Origin of the sequence: Sulfitobacter sp. M368 (genome assembly GCF_025141875.1) — a bacterium.
In the GTDB taxonomy this organism is placed as follows: domain Bacteria; phylum Pseudomonadota; class Alphaproteobacteria; order Rhodobacterales; family Rhodobacteraceae; genus Sulfitobacter; species Sulfitobacter mediterraneus_A.
In genome coordinates this window covers 679300-692873 of record NZ_CP081113.1, presented here as the reverse complement: position 1 = coordinate 692873, position 13574 = coordinate 679300, and the positions used below count along the sequence as shown (strand labels likewise).

The 13574-nt window shown below is 58.5% G+C and carries 17 protein-coding genes; all 17 read right to left on the bottom strand.

The annotated features are described in order from the left end of the window. Nucleotides 1–2: 2 nt before the first annotated feature. The 17 genes from K3754_RS03560 to rplF all read right to left on the bottom strand — a co-directional run bounded on the left by K3754_RS03560 (nt 3) and on the right by rplF (nt 13573). Complete coding sequence (locus K3754_RS03560) at nt 3–680, bottom strand: HAD-IA family hydrolase (RefSeq protein ID WP_259941062.1); 678 nt, start codon at nt 678–680, stop codon at nt 3–5. Then, the gene (locus K3754_RS03555; RefSeq protein ID WP_259941059.1) at nt 677–1726 is read right to left on the bottom strand and encodes an RluA family pseudouridine synthase; all 1050 of its coding nucleotides are present in this window, start codon (nt 1724–1726) and stop codon (nt 677–679) included. The genes K3754_RS03560 and K3754_RS03555 overlap by 4 nt, the downstream gene beginning before the upstream one ends. Beyond that, a complete protein-coding gene (crcB, locus tag K3754_RS03550) occupies nt 1723–2103 on the bottom strand; it encodes a fluoride efflux transporter CrcB (protein WP_203209023.1) in 381 nt (126 codons plus the stop codon). The genes K3754_RS03555 and crcB overlap by 4 nt, the downstream gene beginning before the upstream one ends. Before the next feature lie 58 nt (nt 2104–2161). After that, complete coding sequence (locus K3754_RS03545) at nt 2162–3478, bottom strand: replication-associated recombination protein A (RefSeq protein WP_259941057.1); 1317 nt, start codon at nt 3476–3478, stop codon at nt 2162–2164. Between the two features lie 3 nt (nt 3479–3481). Further along, entirely contained in the window at nt 3482–4861 is a 1380-nt protein-coding gene (locus K3754_RS03540) for a trypsin-like peptidase domain-containing protein (protein ID WP_259941055.1), read from the bottom strand. Nucleotides 4862–4997: 136 nt separating this feature from the next. After that, nucleotides 4998–5414: a 50S ribosomal protein L17 gene (gene rplQ, locus K3754_RS03535; RefSeq protein ID WP_025048071.1), complete on the bottom strand. Its 417-nt coding sequence runs from the start codon at nt 5412–5414 to the stop codon at nt 4998–5000. A 136-nt stretch (nt 5415–5550) separates the two neighbouring features. Continuing rightward, nucleotides 5551–6567: a DNA-directed RNA polymerase subunit alpha gene (locus K3754_RS03530; RefSeq protein WP_025048072.1), complete on the bottom strand. Its 1017-nt coding sequence runs from the start codon at nt 6565–6567 to the stop codon at nt 5551–5553. A gap of 113 nt (nt 6568–6680) precedes the next feature. Next, complete coding sequence (gene rpsK / locus K3754_RS03525) at nt 6681–7070, bottom strand: 30S ribosomal protein S11 (protein ID WP_025048073.1); 390 nt, start codon at nt 7068–7070, stop codon at nt 6681–6683. A gap of 15 nt (nt 7071–7085) precedes the next feature. Next, complete coding sequence (rpsM, locus tag K3754_RS03520) at nt 7086–7454, bottom strand: 30S ribosomal protein S13 (RefSeq protein WP_025048074.1); 369 nt, start codon at nt 7452–7454, stop codon at nt 7086–7088. Between the two features lie 262 nt (nt 7455–7716). Next, nucleotides 7717–8361, bottom strand: coding sequence for an adenylate kinase (locus tag K3754_RS03515; RefSeq protein WP_203209026.1), 645 nt, complete (start codon nt 8359–8361; stop codon nt 7717–7719). Beyond that, a complete protein-coding gene (gene secY, locus K3754_RS03510; protein WP_203209027.1) occupies nt 8358–9734 on the bottom strand; it encodes a preprotein translocase subunit SecY in 1377 nt (458 codons plus the stop codon). Before secY ends, K3754_RS03515 begins: the two co-directional genes overlap by 4 nt. A gap of 120 nt (nt 9735–9854) precedes the next feature. Then, nucleotides 9855–10334, bottom strand: a complete 480-nt coding sequence (gene rplO / locus K3754_RS03505; RefSeq protein ID WP_025048077.1) for a 50S ribosomal protein L15 — start codon at nt 10332–10334, stop codon at nt 9855–9857. 154 nt (nt 10335–10488) lie between these two features. Then, on the bottom strand, nt 10489–11520 hold the full coding sequence (locus K3754_RS03500) for an acyltransferase family protein (protein WP_259941049.1): 1032 nt from the start codon (nt 11518–11520) through the stop codon (nt 10489–10491). A gap of 250 nt (nt 11521–11770) precedes the next feature. Next, the gene (rpmD, locus tag K3754_RS03495) at nt 11771–11959 is read right to left on the bottom strand and encodes a 50S ribosomal protein L30 (protein ID WP_203209030.1); all 189 of its coding nucleotides are present in this window, start codon (nt 11957–11959) and stop codon (nt 11771–11773) included. A gap of 3 nt (nt 11960–11962) precedes the next feature. Beyond that, nucleotides 11963–12529 carry a 30S ribosomal protein S5 gene (gene rpsE / locus K3754_RS03490; RefSeq protein WP_025048080.1) on the bottom strand — a complete coding sequence of 189 codons (567 nt, stop codon included), beginning with the start codon at nt 12527–12529 and terminating at the stop codon, nt 11963–11965. 139 nt (nt 12530–12668) lie between these two features. After that, nucleotides 12669–13028, bottom strand: coding sequence for a 50S ribosomal protein L18 (gene rplR, locus K3754_RS03485; RefSeq protein ID WP_203209031.1), 360 nt, complete (start codon nt 13026–13028; stop codon nt 12669–12671). Between the two features lie 11 nt (nt 13029–13039). Next, entirely contained in the window at nt 13040–13573 is a 534-nt protein-coding gene (gene rplF / locus K3754_RS03480; RefSeq protein ID WP_203209032.1) for a 50S ribosomal protein L6, read from the bottom strand. Between the last annotated feature and the right edge of the window lies 1 nt (nt 13574).

Sequence of the window (13574 nt, the reverse complement as noted above, 5' to 3'; positions counted from 1 at the left end):
CTTCAGACACCCCAGATGCGATCAAGCGTTGATGCCAATTCGGCATAATCATCGATCAATACATGGGCATCGCCAAGCCGTTCTGCCGGGTGATACCCCCAATTGACGCCAATGCCCCGCACCCCTGCGGCGCGTGCCATTTCCATGTCAAAGCTGGTGTCGCCGATCATCACCGTATCCGCAGGCTCAACACCCGCGTCCTGCATGGCCTGCAAGATCATTGAAGGATGCGGTTTGGACGGGTGAAAATCCGCAACCTGCTGCGTTACGAAGAGCCCCTCAAGAGCATGCCCCTCAATCAACTTGTCCAACCCGCGGCGGGATTTGCCGGTGGCAATCCCAAGCAAAACCTCCGGTATAGCCTGCAAGCTGCGCAAAGCATCCATCGCACCCGGATACAGCGGCGAGGATTGCGCCACACCGAATTGCGCCCGCAGCTCCATATAAGCGGCCTTGTAGCTTTCAATCATTTTCTGGTGCGCCGCGTCAGTCTGGTCAGGGGCCAGCGTTGGCATTGCGACATCCAGCGACAACCCGACAATGCTCAGCAACTTCGCCCGTTCCGGCAGCGGCGCATCCACCGCAGCAAAGGCGCGGGTCATCGCCGCGACGATGTCGCCCTGACTGTCGACGAGGGTGCCATCGACATCAAAGAGAACCAGTTTCAATCTGTCCCTCATCCCCAGTCTTCCTCAAACGGATCGGCGGGAACGTCACTTGGCGACCACTGGAAGGTCTCCCAAGTCCGTTGCATATGGTCTGGCAGCGGCGCAACAAGGTTGAGACTGGCCTTGGTCACCGGATGTTCAATGGTCAAAGACCGCGCATGCAAATGCAGTTTTTTGGAGATGTCGCCGCCCAACTGCGCCCCCCAACCGTCACCCATGTTGTCCTGCCCTGATCCACCGTATTTGCCATCGCCAACAATCGGATGACCGATCTCGGCCATATGCGCCCGCAATTGGTGCGTCCGCCCCGTGACCGGAATGAGGGCTGCCCAACAGGTCCGCGTGCCAGCCTGCGCCAGAACCGCGTAATCGGTTGTGGCCCGTTTGGCCCCTTCGGTAGAATCGACATCGCGCGGATGCACCGCAACCATCTTTTCGCCCTCACCGCGCGCACCATGCCCGCCTGCTTTCATCAAGCCAAACTTGATTTGCCCGTTCTTGGGATGCGGCACGCCGGCAACGGCGGCCCAGTAGATTTTCCGGGTCTCGCGGTGCCGGAAGGATGCGGTCAGTGCCGCCGCCACACTGCGGGTCCGCGCCATGATCAAGACACCCGATGTGTCCTTATCAAGCCGGTGAACAAGCCGCGGCTTTTCGTCCAGCTCAAACATCAATGCCTCGGCCAGTGCATCCACATGCCGATCCGATTGCCCCGATCCGCCTTGCACCGGCAGGCCCGGCGGTTTGTTCAACGCGATCACGTGATCGTCGCGATAAATCACGCAGGAACGGATAAATTTCGCATCCGCATCAGTGACGCGCGTGCGCTTGGGCGGTGGCGGAGCCTCACTGTCTGGAAGCGGCGGAATGCGCACCTCCTGCCCGGCCTCAAGCCGCGTCGATCCCTTGACCCGCCCGCCATTCACGCGAATCTCCCCTTTGCGGCACATCTTTTCGATACGCCCCTGCGAGATCAGCGGAAACATGCGCTTGAACCAACGGTCCAGGCGTTGGTCGCCATCGCCTTCTTCTACAATCAGGGTCTGAACACGGCTCATACCAAAACTCCTCTGGCCATCCAAAGGCCCAACATCAAACCCGCAACAGACAGGCCCACTGACAACGCCACATAAAGCCCCGCCGCACCAATCTGTCCCCGTTCCATCAACGTCACAGTCTCAAGCGAAAACGCCGAAAACGTGGTGAACCCGCCCAAAAGCCCGGTCATCACCAAAGGGCTCAGATGGGTCAAACCGCGATGCGCAGCCACCACCACAAAAACCCCCATCAAGAACGACCCAAGGACATTCACCGTCAGGATCGCCAGCGGAAACTCTTGCGGGCCGGTCAGGCGCATCATGGCCACACCGGACAGATACCGAAGCGCGGCACCAACAGCACCGCCAAGGGCAACGAGGGACAGGGTTGAAAACATCTGGGGTCTGTCACGCTTTGGGCGCGGATTGTCAAGTTTTGCAGGCCGCGTCGCGCCGTTATTCCGGATCGCCCCGTTTGAGACGCAGTTTCGCAAAATAATCCAGCCGCTTTTTCAACTCGCGTTCAAACCCGCGCTCTACCGGAACATAGAGCACCGGCCGCTTCATCGTTTCAGGAAAATAGTTCTGTCCGGAAAACCCGTCTTCGGCATCATGGTCATAGGCATAGCCATCGCCATAGCCCTGCTCCTTCATCAATTTGGAAGGTGCATTGAGGATATGTTTCGGCGGTGGCTCTGATCCGGTCTCCTTGGCGGCGCGGCGCGCCCCCTTGTAGGCCACATAAGTCGCGTTGGATTTTGGTGCCAGGGCCAGATAGGCCACGGCCTGCGCCAAGGCCAATTCTCCCTCGGGGCTGCCAAGCCGCTCATAGGTCTGCCACGATTGCAAGCAAACCGCCTGCGCCTGTGGGTCGGCCAACCCGATATCCTCTACCGCCATACGGGTGATGCGCCGCGCAAGAAAACGCGGGTCTTCGCCGCCTTCCAGCATCCGAGCGAACCAATAAAGCGCCGCGTCCGGGTCCGAGCCGCGCACCGATTTATGCAGCGCACTGATCAGATTGTAATGGGCATCACCACTCTTGTCGTATTGCGCCGCCCGCCGCATCAACCGCTGGGACAATGCGGCCGGATCAAGCTTGCCCTCCACCTTCCACGCGGAGACTTGTTCAATCAGGTTCAGCAAGGCACGCCCGTCGCCATCGGCCATTTCAAGTAAGGCCTCACGCGCAGGCCCGTCCAGCGGCAAAGCCTTGTCCAGCTCCTTTTCCGCCCGTTGCGCCAGCAACTCCAGATCGGCCAGGGGCAAGCGTTCAAGCACAAGCACCTGCGCCCGGCTCAGCACAGCGGCGTTCAACTCAAAACTGGGATTCTCGGTCGTGGCACCAACCAACAAGATCGTGCCATCCTCCATATGCGGCAAAAACCCGTCCTGCTGCGCCTTGTTAAACCGGTGGATCTCATCGACAAACAGCAAGGTGCCCTGCCCGTTTTGCCGCCGGATTTTGGCCGCCTCAAATACCTTGCGCAGCTCAGGAACACCGCTGAAAATCGCGCTGATCTGCACAAAATGCAGGTCCGTTTCATCCGCCAGAAGCCGCGCAATCGTAGTCTTTCCCACACCGGGCGGCCCCCAGAACACCAGCGAGGACAATGCGCCAGAGGCCAGCATCACCGTGAGCGGTGCGTCCGGCCCCAGTACCTTTTGCTGGCCGATCACCTCGGACAAGGCCCGTGGGCGCAACCGATCCGCCAAGGGGCGATGCGCATTATCCGGTGCCGCGGCCGTGCCATCATCAAACAGATCAGCCATCACTTACACTCGGAACCGCAAGAGCGTACGCCGGTCGCCGCGCTGCAAGGTCATCTCGATCCAGCGAACTTTGCCGCTCAGCAATTCAGCAGCGTCTTCGGGGCTGGAAATCTCGGTCTCGTTGATGTTCACGATCACGTCCCCGCGCCGCAGCCCGACCCGCTGGGCAAAGCGGCCCGCCTCAACCACCACCACACCGGTTGCTTCAAGTGGCAAGTTCATTTCGGAGATCACCGCCGGATTGATCCGCGCCAGCACCAGACCGGGCAGCAGGCTTCGCTCGGTCATCACGATCTGATCGCGTGGCGGCTCGTCGGGGGCGGAGATCAACGCAACCTGGACCTCAAATCGCTTGCCGCCGCGCAGATATAGCACCGGGGTTTCGCGGCCGAGGCCCGCGACGCTCATCCGGTAGACCATCTCAGCCGGGGTGTTCACCGCAGCGCCGCCAACTTCCAAAATCACATCACCAACCTCCAAGCCCGCCGCAAGGAAGGGGCTGGCCGCATGCAGACCCGACACGATGATACCCCCCGACCGGTCCAGCCCCAGTGTCGCCGCCATGTCGCTATCGACAGGCTGCCCGCTGATCCCCGCCCAGGGGCGGTCAAATTCCGTGGCACCATCCCGCGCGCGTTCAACAAAGGCCGCAACCAGATCTGCCGGAATGGCAAACCCGATCCCGTTGCTGCCGCCGGATCGCGTGAGAATAGAAGTGTTGATGCCAATCAACCGCCCAGCCATGTCAATCAACGCACCGCCCGAATTCCCCGGATTGATCGGCGCGTCGGTCTGGATGAAATAACCAAGGCCCGAATTGCCACCTCCCGCGCCGCTGCGGGCCAAACCGGAGACAATCCCGCTGCTGACGGTCTGGCCTACCCCAAAGGGGTTGCCGATGGCCAAGGCCAGTTCGCCGACCTCAACCGTTTCGCTGCCGCGAAGGGTCAGGAACGGCAAATCCTCTTCGGCATCAATCTTGAGGATGGCCAGATCCGCATCCCGATCCCCCAACAAGACCCGCGCGTTGTATTCACGCCGGTCATTCAAAACCACACGGATCTCCGTCGCCATGCCAACGACGTGATAATTGGACACAACAATCCCATCCGCAGACAGGATCACACCGGAGCCAAGCGAGTTTTGCACGCGCGGCTTTTCGGAATAGGGATCACGAAAGAACCGCTCGAAAAACGGATCGCGCTGCAACGGGGTGCGCTGTGCCTGGGTAATGATCTTGGCGTAGATGTTCACAACGGCGGGCGTTGCCTCTTTGACCAAGGGCACAAAGCTCAGCTGCATCTGCGCCGCGCTCTGCGGCACCTGCTGCTGCGCGGTCAGGGGGCCAGCCATCAGCGCGAGAATTAAAACAAATATCTTCATATCCCAGATATGCGCAGCCGTGATGAAATGCGCAACTCCCCTGCCCTTTTTGGCTCTAAATACTCAATGCGCCCCGGCCAAAACAAAAAACCCCGCCAATGGCGGGGCTTTCCGGGTCGCAATCTGCGGCCTTAACTTATTCTGCGGCTTCTTCCGCTGCCAGGCGGGCTTTATCGCCTGCGCCTTTTGCGTCGCGGTCACGATCAACAAATTCGATGATCGCCATGGGCGCCATGTCCCCATAGCGGAAGCCCGCTTTGAGAACGCGCACATAACCACCCTGGCGGTCTTTGTAGCGCGGACCAAGGATGTCGAACAATTTCGCGACATACTGATCCTGCTTGAGCTTGGACGCGGCCTGACGGCGGGCGTGCAGATCGCCGCGTTTCGCCAGCGTGATCAGCTTCTCGATGATCGGGCGCAGTTCTTTTGCTTTTGGCAAAGTCGTTTTGATTTGCTCATGTTCGATGAGCGAGCCGGCCATGTTTGCCCAGAGCGCCTTGCGGTGCTCATGTGTACGGTTCAGGCGGCGATATCCACGTGCGTGACGCATTTTCTAGTCTCCAATTTGGTGCCCTCTACGGGCCGTTTTGCTTTGTCTGGCGGCTGATGCGTGTCAACCGCTCTCCTTGGGGCAAGATGCCCAGTCGTGGTGGATGTAAGGTGGGGTTCACCCCACCTCACGTTTCTTAGAAAGAATCCTCGAACTTCTTGGCGAGGTCTTCGATGTTGTCTGGCGGCCAGTCTTCGACGTCCATGCCGAGGTGCAGCCCCATACCCGACAGCACTTCCTTGATCTCGTTCAAGGATTTGCGGCCGAAGTTCGGTGTGCGCAGCATTTCGGCTTCGGTTTTCTGGATCAGATCGCCGATATAAACGATGTTGTCGTTCTTGAGGCAGTTTGCCGAACGCACGGAAAGCTCCAGCTCGTCCACTTTCTTCAGCAGCAGCGGGTTGAATTCCAGACCATCATCGTCGTCCTGGCGGGACGCGGATTCCGGTTCATCAAAGTTCACGAAAATGCCCAGCTGGTCCTGCAGAATACGCGCGGCAAAGGCCACGGCGTCATCCGGTGTGATGGACCCGTCTGTTTCCACTTTCATGGTCAGCTTGTCATAATCCAGCACCTGACCTTCACGGGTCGGCTGCACATCATAAGACACTTTCTTGACCGGAGAATAGATCGCATCAATCGGGATCAGGCCAATTGGCGCATCTTCCGGCTTGTTCTTTTCGGCAGAGACATAGCCTTTGCCGGTGTTGACGATCAGCTCCATGTAAACGTCGGCACCATCATCGAGGTGGCAGATCACATGGTCACGGTTCAGAATTTCGATACCAGCGGACTCGCTGATGTCACCGGCTGTGACAACACCCGGACCCTTGGCAGAAATCGACAGGCGCTTTGGCCCTTCGACTTCCATACGCAAGGAAACACCTTTGAGGTTCAAAATGATGTCGGTCACGTCTTCACGCACACCAGCCACCGAAGAGAACTCATGCAGCACGTTGTCGATCTGTACGGATGTGATCGCGGCACCCTGAAGGCTGCTCATCAGCACCCGGCGCAGGGCGTTGCCCATTGTCAGACCAAAACCGCGCTCAAGCGGTTCTGCCATCACGGTCGCCTGACGCGCAGGGTCATTGCCCGGCTTGACGTCCAGCTGTTGTGGTTTGATCAATTCAGCCCAATTTTTGTGGATCATGTGTCCCTCCATCCTTGTTTGTGCCTCATGTCCAAAAGGCGCAAACGCTCGAGGTTTCAAAAATGCTTTTGGGGCCGCGTGACGTGCGCAGCCCCAGACAATATCGTGCCCTCTTAAACGCGGCGGCGCTTAGGTGGACGGCAGCCGTTGTGGGCCATGGGTGTCACGTCACGGATCGACGTGATGTTAAAGCCTGCAGCCGCCAGAGCGCGCAATGCGCTTTCACGACCAGAGCCCGGACCCTGCACTTCGACTTCCAGCGTTTTCACGCCGTGTTCCTGTGCCTTGCGGCCTGCATCCTCAGCAGCCATCTGGGCGGCATAAGGTGTCGATTTACGCGACCCTTTGAAACCCATGGTGCCGGCAGAGGACCAGCTGATTGCGTTACCTTGAACATCCGAGATCAGGATCTTGGTGTTGTTGAAGGAGCTGTTCACATGCGCCACACCTGCGGCGATGTTCTTGGAGACCTTACGCTTGGTGCGTTTTGCGTCGCGTGCCATCTGTCAGATCCTCCCTTATTTCTTCTTACCGGCAATGGCCTTTGCGGGGCCTTTGCGGGTGCGAGCATTGGTGTGAGTACGCTGACCGCGAACCGGCAGGTTACGACGGTGGCGCAGGCCACGGTAGCAACCAAGGTCCATCAGACGCTTGATGTTCATCTGCGTATCACGACGCAGGTCACCTTCGACGGTGTAGTTTTCGTCGATGTGCTCACGGATCTTCAGCACTTCGGCGTCAGACAATTCGTTGATGCGACGGGTTTCGTCGATACCGACAGCTTCGCAAATCGCTTTTGCGGAGGTGTTACCGATACCTGTGATATATGTGAGGGCGATTGGAACCCGCTTTGCAGTCGGGATGTTTACGCCGGCAATACGTGCCACGTGTTCTCTTCCTTTTCGTTGCGGGTCCGTCATGCCAGACCCTTTTTTCACAACGTGAAGCCCGAGGCGTGGTGCCATCGGGCTACAGCTGATCAGGTGATCTTGCGGTTTGGGCGCTACCCGCCCCGCAATTTGATTCTCTTTCGAGATAGCGCTGACTATGGGGTTTTTGCAGACAGGTCAAGACGGTGATCGCTGCAATGGCGGCAATGGGGGCCAGCCCCCAAACCCCCGGATTATTTAGGGCCAGAAAGGCGGATGATCAGGCGTCCAGAACAGCCGCGATTTCGCCTTGGACCTCATCAATGGCACCAAGACCATTCACGACGTTCAGATTGTCCTTGGCGTAGTAATATCCGATCAGCGGCGAGGTCTGTTTGTAATAGGCCATCAGCCGGGTCTTGAGGCTTTCTTCATTGTCATCGGCGCGGCGTTTGAAATCGCTGGCACCGCAGTTGGTGCATTTTCCGTCCGCCGGGATCGGCTTGGTGTTGTCGTTGTAGACCTCACCGCATCCGCCGCAGGTCGAGCGGGCTGTAATTCGGTCCACCAAAGCTTCGTCATCGACACGCATCTCGATCACGGCATCAAGTGTCTGACCTTCATCCGCCATCAGCTTGGCCAATGCATCGGCCTGTTCGAGCGTGCGGGGGAAGCCGTCAAAGATGAAGCCGCCCTTGTTGTCGCCTGTCAGCTTTTCGCGGATCAGGCCGATCACGATCTCATCCGTTACCAGCTCGCCGCGGGCCATCACGCCCGCAACCATGTTGCCCATTTCAGTGCCGCTGTCTTTTGCTTCACGCAGCATATCACCAGTCGAAAGTTGCACCATGTTGCGGCCCTCGACCAAGCGACGCGCCTGGGTGCCTTTGCCTGCGCCTGGAGGCCCTAGAAGAATAATGTTCATCGGCGAATTGGGCTCCGTTTCTTGCGTGGACCTTTACCTTTGCCACCGGATTTGCCGCGCAACTGCGACTTCTCCAGCAGGCCTTCATATTGATGGGCCAGCAAATGGCTTTGGACCTGTTGAATGGTATCCATGGTGACGGACACAACGATCAAGACCGAGGTGCCGCCGAAATAGAACGGGATCGCGAATTGGCCGCGCAGGATTTCTGGCATCACACAGACCGCCGCGAGATAGCCCGCACCCAGCACCAACACGCGGTTGACGACATACTCAAGATATTCCGCCGTCTTCTTGCCTGGGCGGATACCGGGCACAAAGCCGTTCTGGTTCTTGAGGTTGTCCGCAACATCATCAGGTTTGAAGCTGACGTTGAAGGTGTAGAAATACGCAAAGAACACGATCATCGCGATGAAGAACAGCAGATACAGTGGTTGTCCGGGGCCAAAATTGGCCAGCAGAACCGACATGATCGGACCAGTGCTATTGCCAGAAAACGTGCTGATCGTCACGGGCAGCAGCAGGAGGGACGAGGCAAAGATCGCCGGGATCACGCCCGCCGGGTTTACCTTGACCGGCAAATGCGAGGAGCCGCCGTCATACATTTTCATGCCAACCTGCCGGCGGGGATACTGGATATGGATCTTGCGCAGGGCACGCTCCATAAAGACCACAAACATAATGGTTGCGATCACCATCACCAACACCCCGACAATCACGGCAGGGCTGATCGCGCCGGAACGACCGGAGGCAAAGAACTGTGCAATCGCTGCAGGAACCTCGGCGATAATGCCCACAAAGATGATCAGGGAGATCCCGTTGCCAATGCCGCGTGCGGTGATCTGCTCACCCAACCACATCAGGAACATGGTGCCGCCGACCAGCGTGATCATACAGGCAATGCGGAAATACATGCCCGGATCAGCAGCGATATCGCCTGCCTCCAGCGAGACTGCGAGGCCGTAAGACTGCACTGTCGCCAGCGCCACAGTGCCGTAACGGGTGTATTGGTTGATTTTCTTGCGGCCCTGTTCGCCCTCTTTCTTGAGTTGCTCAAGCGCGGGCACCATGGAGGTCATCAACTGGACGATGATCGAGGCCGAGATATAGGGCATGATGCCCAAAGCAAAGATCCCCATACGGCCAAGTGCGCCGCCGGTGAACATCGAAACCATGCCGCCGATACCTTGGCCCGCGCTTTCCATAAAGTCGCGCAGGGCCTGACCATCAATGCCGGGAACCGGGATAAACGTGCCAAGGCGGTAAACGATCAGCAAACCAAGGGTAAACAGGATCCGGTTGCGCAGATCAGTGGCCTTGCCCAATGCGGACCAGCTGGTGTTGGCGGCCATATTTTCGACGGCAGATACCATGTTGGGTCTCTTTTATTGTTATGAAAACGCCGCCCGGGCCGTTTTCCGGCGGGCGGCGTTCAGGAAAACTAGAAAACTATGTAAGCGGGACAGGCCCCGCTCACAAGTCTTTAGGCTGCGTTACTCAGCCGCTGCTGCCGCTTTGGCTGCAACTGTGATGGAACCGCCTGCTTTTTCAACTGCTTCAACCGCACCTTTGGAGGCGCCGGTAACCTGCAGATCGACCTTGGAGGTGATTTCACCTTTCGCCAGAACGCGGATGCCGTCCAGTTCGCGGCGCACGAGGCCGGAAGCCACCAGTGCTGCGCCATCAATCGGCTTTTTCGCGTCCAGCTTCTTGGCGTCGATGAATTTCTGGATCAGGCCCAGGTTCACAACGGCAAAAGATTTCCGGTTCGGCTTGTTAAAGCCACGCTTTGGCAGGCGTTGGTAGAGGGGCATCTGGCCGCCTTCGTACCCATTGATCGCCACACCCGAGCGGGATTTCTGACCTTTGATACCACGGCCACCCATTTTACCGGTGCCGGAGCCAGGACCACGACCAACGCGCTTGCGTTTTTTGGTTGCGCCTTCGTTGTCGGACAGTTCGTTCAGTTTCATGTCGCTTCTCCTTTTGCCGGAACTGACCCCCAGCGACGGGAGCGGTCAAACACGGCGTTACGATTCGTTTCTGGCGCACAGAATGCGGGCCACCGGGGGGCGTATAGAGGGCGATGGCGCCGGGATCAAGCGGAACTATTGGCGCGGACGCGGCTCAAAGCCCCAGCAGGCGCTGCAGGCGCAGGCGGCGCGCCAGAAGCACCAGCAAGATCGGCCCAAGGAGCCCCGCCAGACTTGCCAGCAGCAGCTGCGGGACCAGCGCGGTATGACCAACCTGGATCAGCCCGATCCGAACCGCTGCGGAAAAGATCGTATGGGCCAGAAAAATCGCCATGGAATACCTCCCCAGGGTGCGCAACAGGCGCAACGTGGGACCAGGCACGCGCCGGTTGGGGTCCAGCCAGAGACATACGGAATAAAGCAAGACCGTGAGCGCCAGCGAGCTGATCGACGCGCCACCGCTCAGCGCGACTTGCGCAAGCAGCACTGCAAAGATCACGGCCGCGGCCGCCGCCATCAGGCCAGAGGGCCGGGCATTGCCGTGGCCCCCCATCGCAATACCGGCAAGGAAAAAGGGGAAATGGGCAACGGCAGGGCCAAAAACCGTGGAAGGCAGGTAAATCAACGGCATGAGCAGCGCCAGTCCCATCGCACCGATCCCGGCCAGCAGCCGCAGCCGCTTTTGGTCCAAACGCCCACGGAGCGCAAGGTACAGGGCCAGAACGGCCCCCTGAACGAGGAAAACTGTCCAAAGGAACCAAAGATGTTCATAGGGTGGCAGCGGGATCAAAGGGAAATCGGCCAGCCCCACCGGATGATTGGCCGCTGAGCCTGCCAAAAGCTTGGCCCCGAAAAAGATCCAGGTCCAGATCGCCATCGGCCACAGAAGGCGCAACCCGCGATCCTTGAAAAAGGCAAAAGGTGCCCGGCGTTTAAGGAGCTCAAGAAAGAATATCCCCGACAGAAAAAAGAACAGCGGCATATGCCAGGCATAGATCACCGCATCGACCCACCGAAACAGATCGGAATCGGTTAGCAGCCCTGCATCATAAGCCCCGCGCCAGGCATGACCAAAAACCACAAAGGCGATGCCGATGCCCTTGGCGGTGTCCATCGCATAGAGCCGCGCGGGCACGCCTGTGTCCCGCGCATCATGGCTAAGGTGGTCGGAGAAAGTGCAGGTCAAGGTAATGGTATCAGTCCCCAGTCAGGGCTCTTTTCAGCGCCCGCAAAAAGCCGGTGGTCAAGGCCTGTTCGGGTTTGATGCCGAAATTGGGCAAGAATAAGGCAGCTGGCCGCCCCGGCGCGTAAACAAACTGTTTACCCTTTCGGCCGTGCTCGCCGGATCGCTCTTCCATCGGGTGGTCAGACGCAAATCGCCCCGCAGAAGCTGCGGGGCGATTGATCTTGCGTGTCGCGTTTGAAAAAGAGGCGGCTTAGCCTTTTTCTTCTACGATCTCGACCATGTGCGGGATCTTGTTGATCATGCCGCGCACGGCTGGGGTGTCTTCCAGCTCGCGGGTTTTGTGCATTTTGTTCAGGCCCAGGCCGATCAGCGTCTGGCGCTGCTTTGCGGGGCGACGGATCGGAGAACCGATCTGTTTTACAACGATAGTCTTCGCCATGATTTAGGCCTCCTCAGCTGCCGGCGCAGGTGCGTCGGTCTTGGGCAGAATGTCGGCAACTTTCTTGCCGCGGCGCTGTGCCACGGAACGCGGTGAAGATTCTTTCTTCAGGCCGTCCATGGTGGCGCGGATCATGTTGTACGGGTTCTGCGAGCCGATGGATTTGGACACAACGTCCTTCACACCCAGCATCTCGAACACGGCACGCATTGGACCACCGGCGATGATACCGGTACCTTCTGGTGCTGTGCGCATAACCACCTTACCGGCGCCGTGACGGCCTTCCATGTCGTGGTGCAACGTGCGGCCTTCGCGCAGCTGAACGCGGATCATCTGGCGTTTGGCTTGCTCGGTTGCCTTGCGGATCGCCTCAGGCACCTCTTTCGCTTTACCTTTGCCAAAGCCGACGCGACCTTTTTGGTCACCGACAACGACCAAAGCAGCGAAGCCAAAGCGCTTACCACCTTTTACGGTTTTGGACACGCGGTTGATGGCGACCAGGCGGTCGGCAAATTCCGGTGCTTCGTCACGATCGCGGCGTGGGCCGCGACGGTTTTCACGTTCTGCCATGAGAACATCCTCTGATTGGGTGGCTTGCGCCATTTGGATCAACCCTGGTGGACCTTTGCGGCCCCCGGATCATCGAGAGGGCGCATCATACGCCCTCTTCGTTTTCTGTGATGCGCCGGGGGCAAGCCCCCTTGGCGACTTAGATCTTCAGACCGCCTTCACGGGCCGCGTCTGCAAGAGCTTTGACTTTGCCGTGGAACAGGAAACCGCCCCGGTCAAAGTATGCTTCTTCCACGCCGGCCTTCTTGGCACGTTCCGCGATCGCTGCGCCAACCTTGGTTGCCGCTTCGATGTTGTTCTTGCCAACGACACCCAGATCTTTTTCGAGCGTCGATGCGGCGGCCAGTGTTTTGCCGTTCACGTCGTCGATCAACTGGACCGAGATGTTTTTGTTCGAACGGTGAACGGAAAGACGCATGCGCCCTGCGTTGACCCGGCGAAGTTTGTTCCGAACGCGCAGGCGGCGTTTCAGAAACAGAGTTCTTTTGCTGTTTGCCATCTGAGCTATCCTTACTTCTTCTTGCCTTCTTTGCGGAAGACGAACTCGCCCTTATAGCGGATGCCCTTGCCCTTATAGGGCTCGGGCTTACGCCATGCGCGGATGTTCGCGGCGACCTGACCAACAAGCTGTTCGTCAATGCCTTCCACAACGATTTCGGTCTGCTTGGGCGCGGTGACAGTCACACCTTCAGGTGCAACATAATCCACGTCGTGGCTCAGGCCGAGGTTCAGTTTCAGTGTGTTGCCGGTGATCGCAGCACGATAACCAACACCCTGGATCTCAAGCTCTTTTTTAAAGCCTTCGGTCACGCCGGTGACCAAGTTGGCGACCATGGTGCGGGACATGCCCCACTGCTGGCGCGCGCGCTTGGATTTGCCGCGTGGCGTGATGGACACAACGTTGTCTTCAACAGACATTGTCACATCATCTGTGGCCTTAAAGCTCCGAGTACCCTTAGGGCCCTTCACTTCGATGGTCTGACCGCTGACAGAGGCGCTTACGCCGCTGGGCAGTTCAACCGGTTTTTTACCAATACGAGACATG

Excerpts from the sequence above, each read along its gene's own strand:
- K3754_RS03560 (WP_259941062.1), bottom strand. The coding sequence starts at position 680 with ATGAGGGACAGATTGAAACTGGTTCTCTTTGATGTCGATGGCACCCTC.
- K3754_RS03555 (WP_259941059.1), bottom strand. The coding sequence starts at position 1,726 with ATGAGCCGTGTTCAGACCCTGATTGTAGAAGAAGGCGATGGCGACCAA.
- crcB (WP_203209023.1), bottom strand. The coding sequence starts at position 2,103 with ATGTTTTCAACCCTGTCCCTCGTTGCCCTTGGCGGTGCTGTTGGTGCC.
- K3754_RS03545 (WP_259941057.1), bottom strand. The coding sequence starts at position 3,478 with ATGGCTGATCTGTTTGATGATGGCACGGCCGCGGCACCGGATAATGCG.
- K3754_RS03540 (WP_259941055.1), bottom strand. The coding sequence starts at position 4,861 with ATGAAGATATTTGTTTTAATTCTCGCGCTGATGGCTGGCCCCCTGACC.
- rplQ (WP_025048071.1), bottom strand. The coding sequence starts at position 5,414 with ATGCGTCACGCACGTGGATATCGCCGCCTGAACCGTACACATGAGCAC.
- K3754_RS03530 (WP_025048072.1), bottom strand. The coding sequence starts at position 6,567 with ATGATCCACAAAAATTGGGCTGAATTGATCAAACCACAACAGCTGGAC.
- rpsK (WP_025048073.1), bottom strand. The coding sequence starts at position 7,070 with ATGGCACGCGACGCAAAACGCACCAAGCGTAAGGTCTCCAAGAACATC.
- K3754_RS03515 (WP_203209026.1), bottom strand. The coding sequence starts at position 8,361 with ATGAACATTATTCTTCTAGGGCCTCCAGGCGCAGGCAAAGGCACCCAG.
- secY (WP_203209027.1), bottom strand. The coding sequence starts at position 9,734 with ATGGTATCTGCCGTCGAAAATATGGCCGCCAACACCAGCTGGTCCGCA.
- rplO (WP_025048077.1), bottom strand. The coding sequence starts at position 10,334 with ATGAAACTGAACGAACTGTCCGACAACGAAGGCGCAACCAAAAAACGC.
- rpmD (WP_203209030.1), bottom strand. The coding sequence starts at position 11,959 with ATGGCGAAGACTATCGTTGTAAAACAGATCGGTTCTCCGATCCGTCGC.
- rpsE (WP_025048080.1), bottom strand. The coding sequence starts at position 12,529 with ATGGCAGAACGTGAAAACCGTCGCGGCCCACGCCGCGATCGTGACGAA.
- rplR (WP_203209031.1), bottom strand. The coding sequence starts at position 13,028 with ATGGCAAACAGCAAAAGAACTCTGTTTCTGAAACGCCGCCTGCGCGTT.
- rplF (WP_203209032.1), bottom strand. The coding sequence starts at position 13,573 with ATGTCTCGTATTGGTAAAAAACCGGTTGAACTGCCCAGCGGCGTAAGC.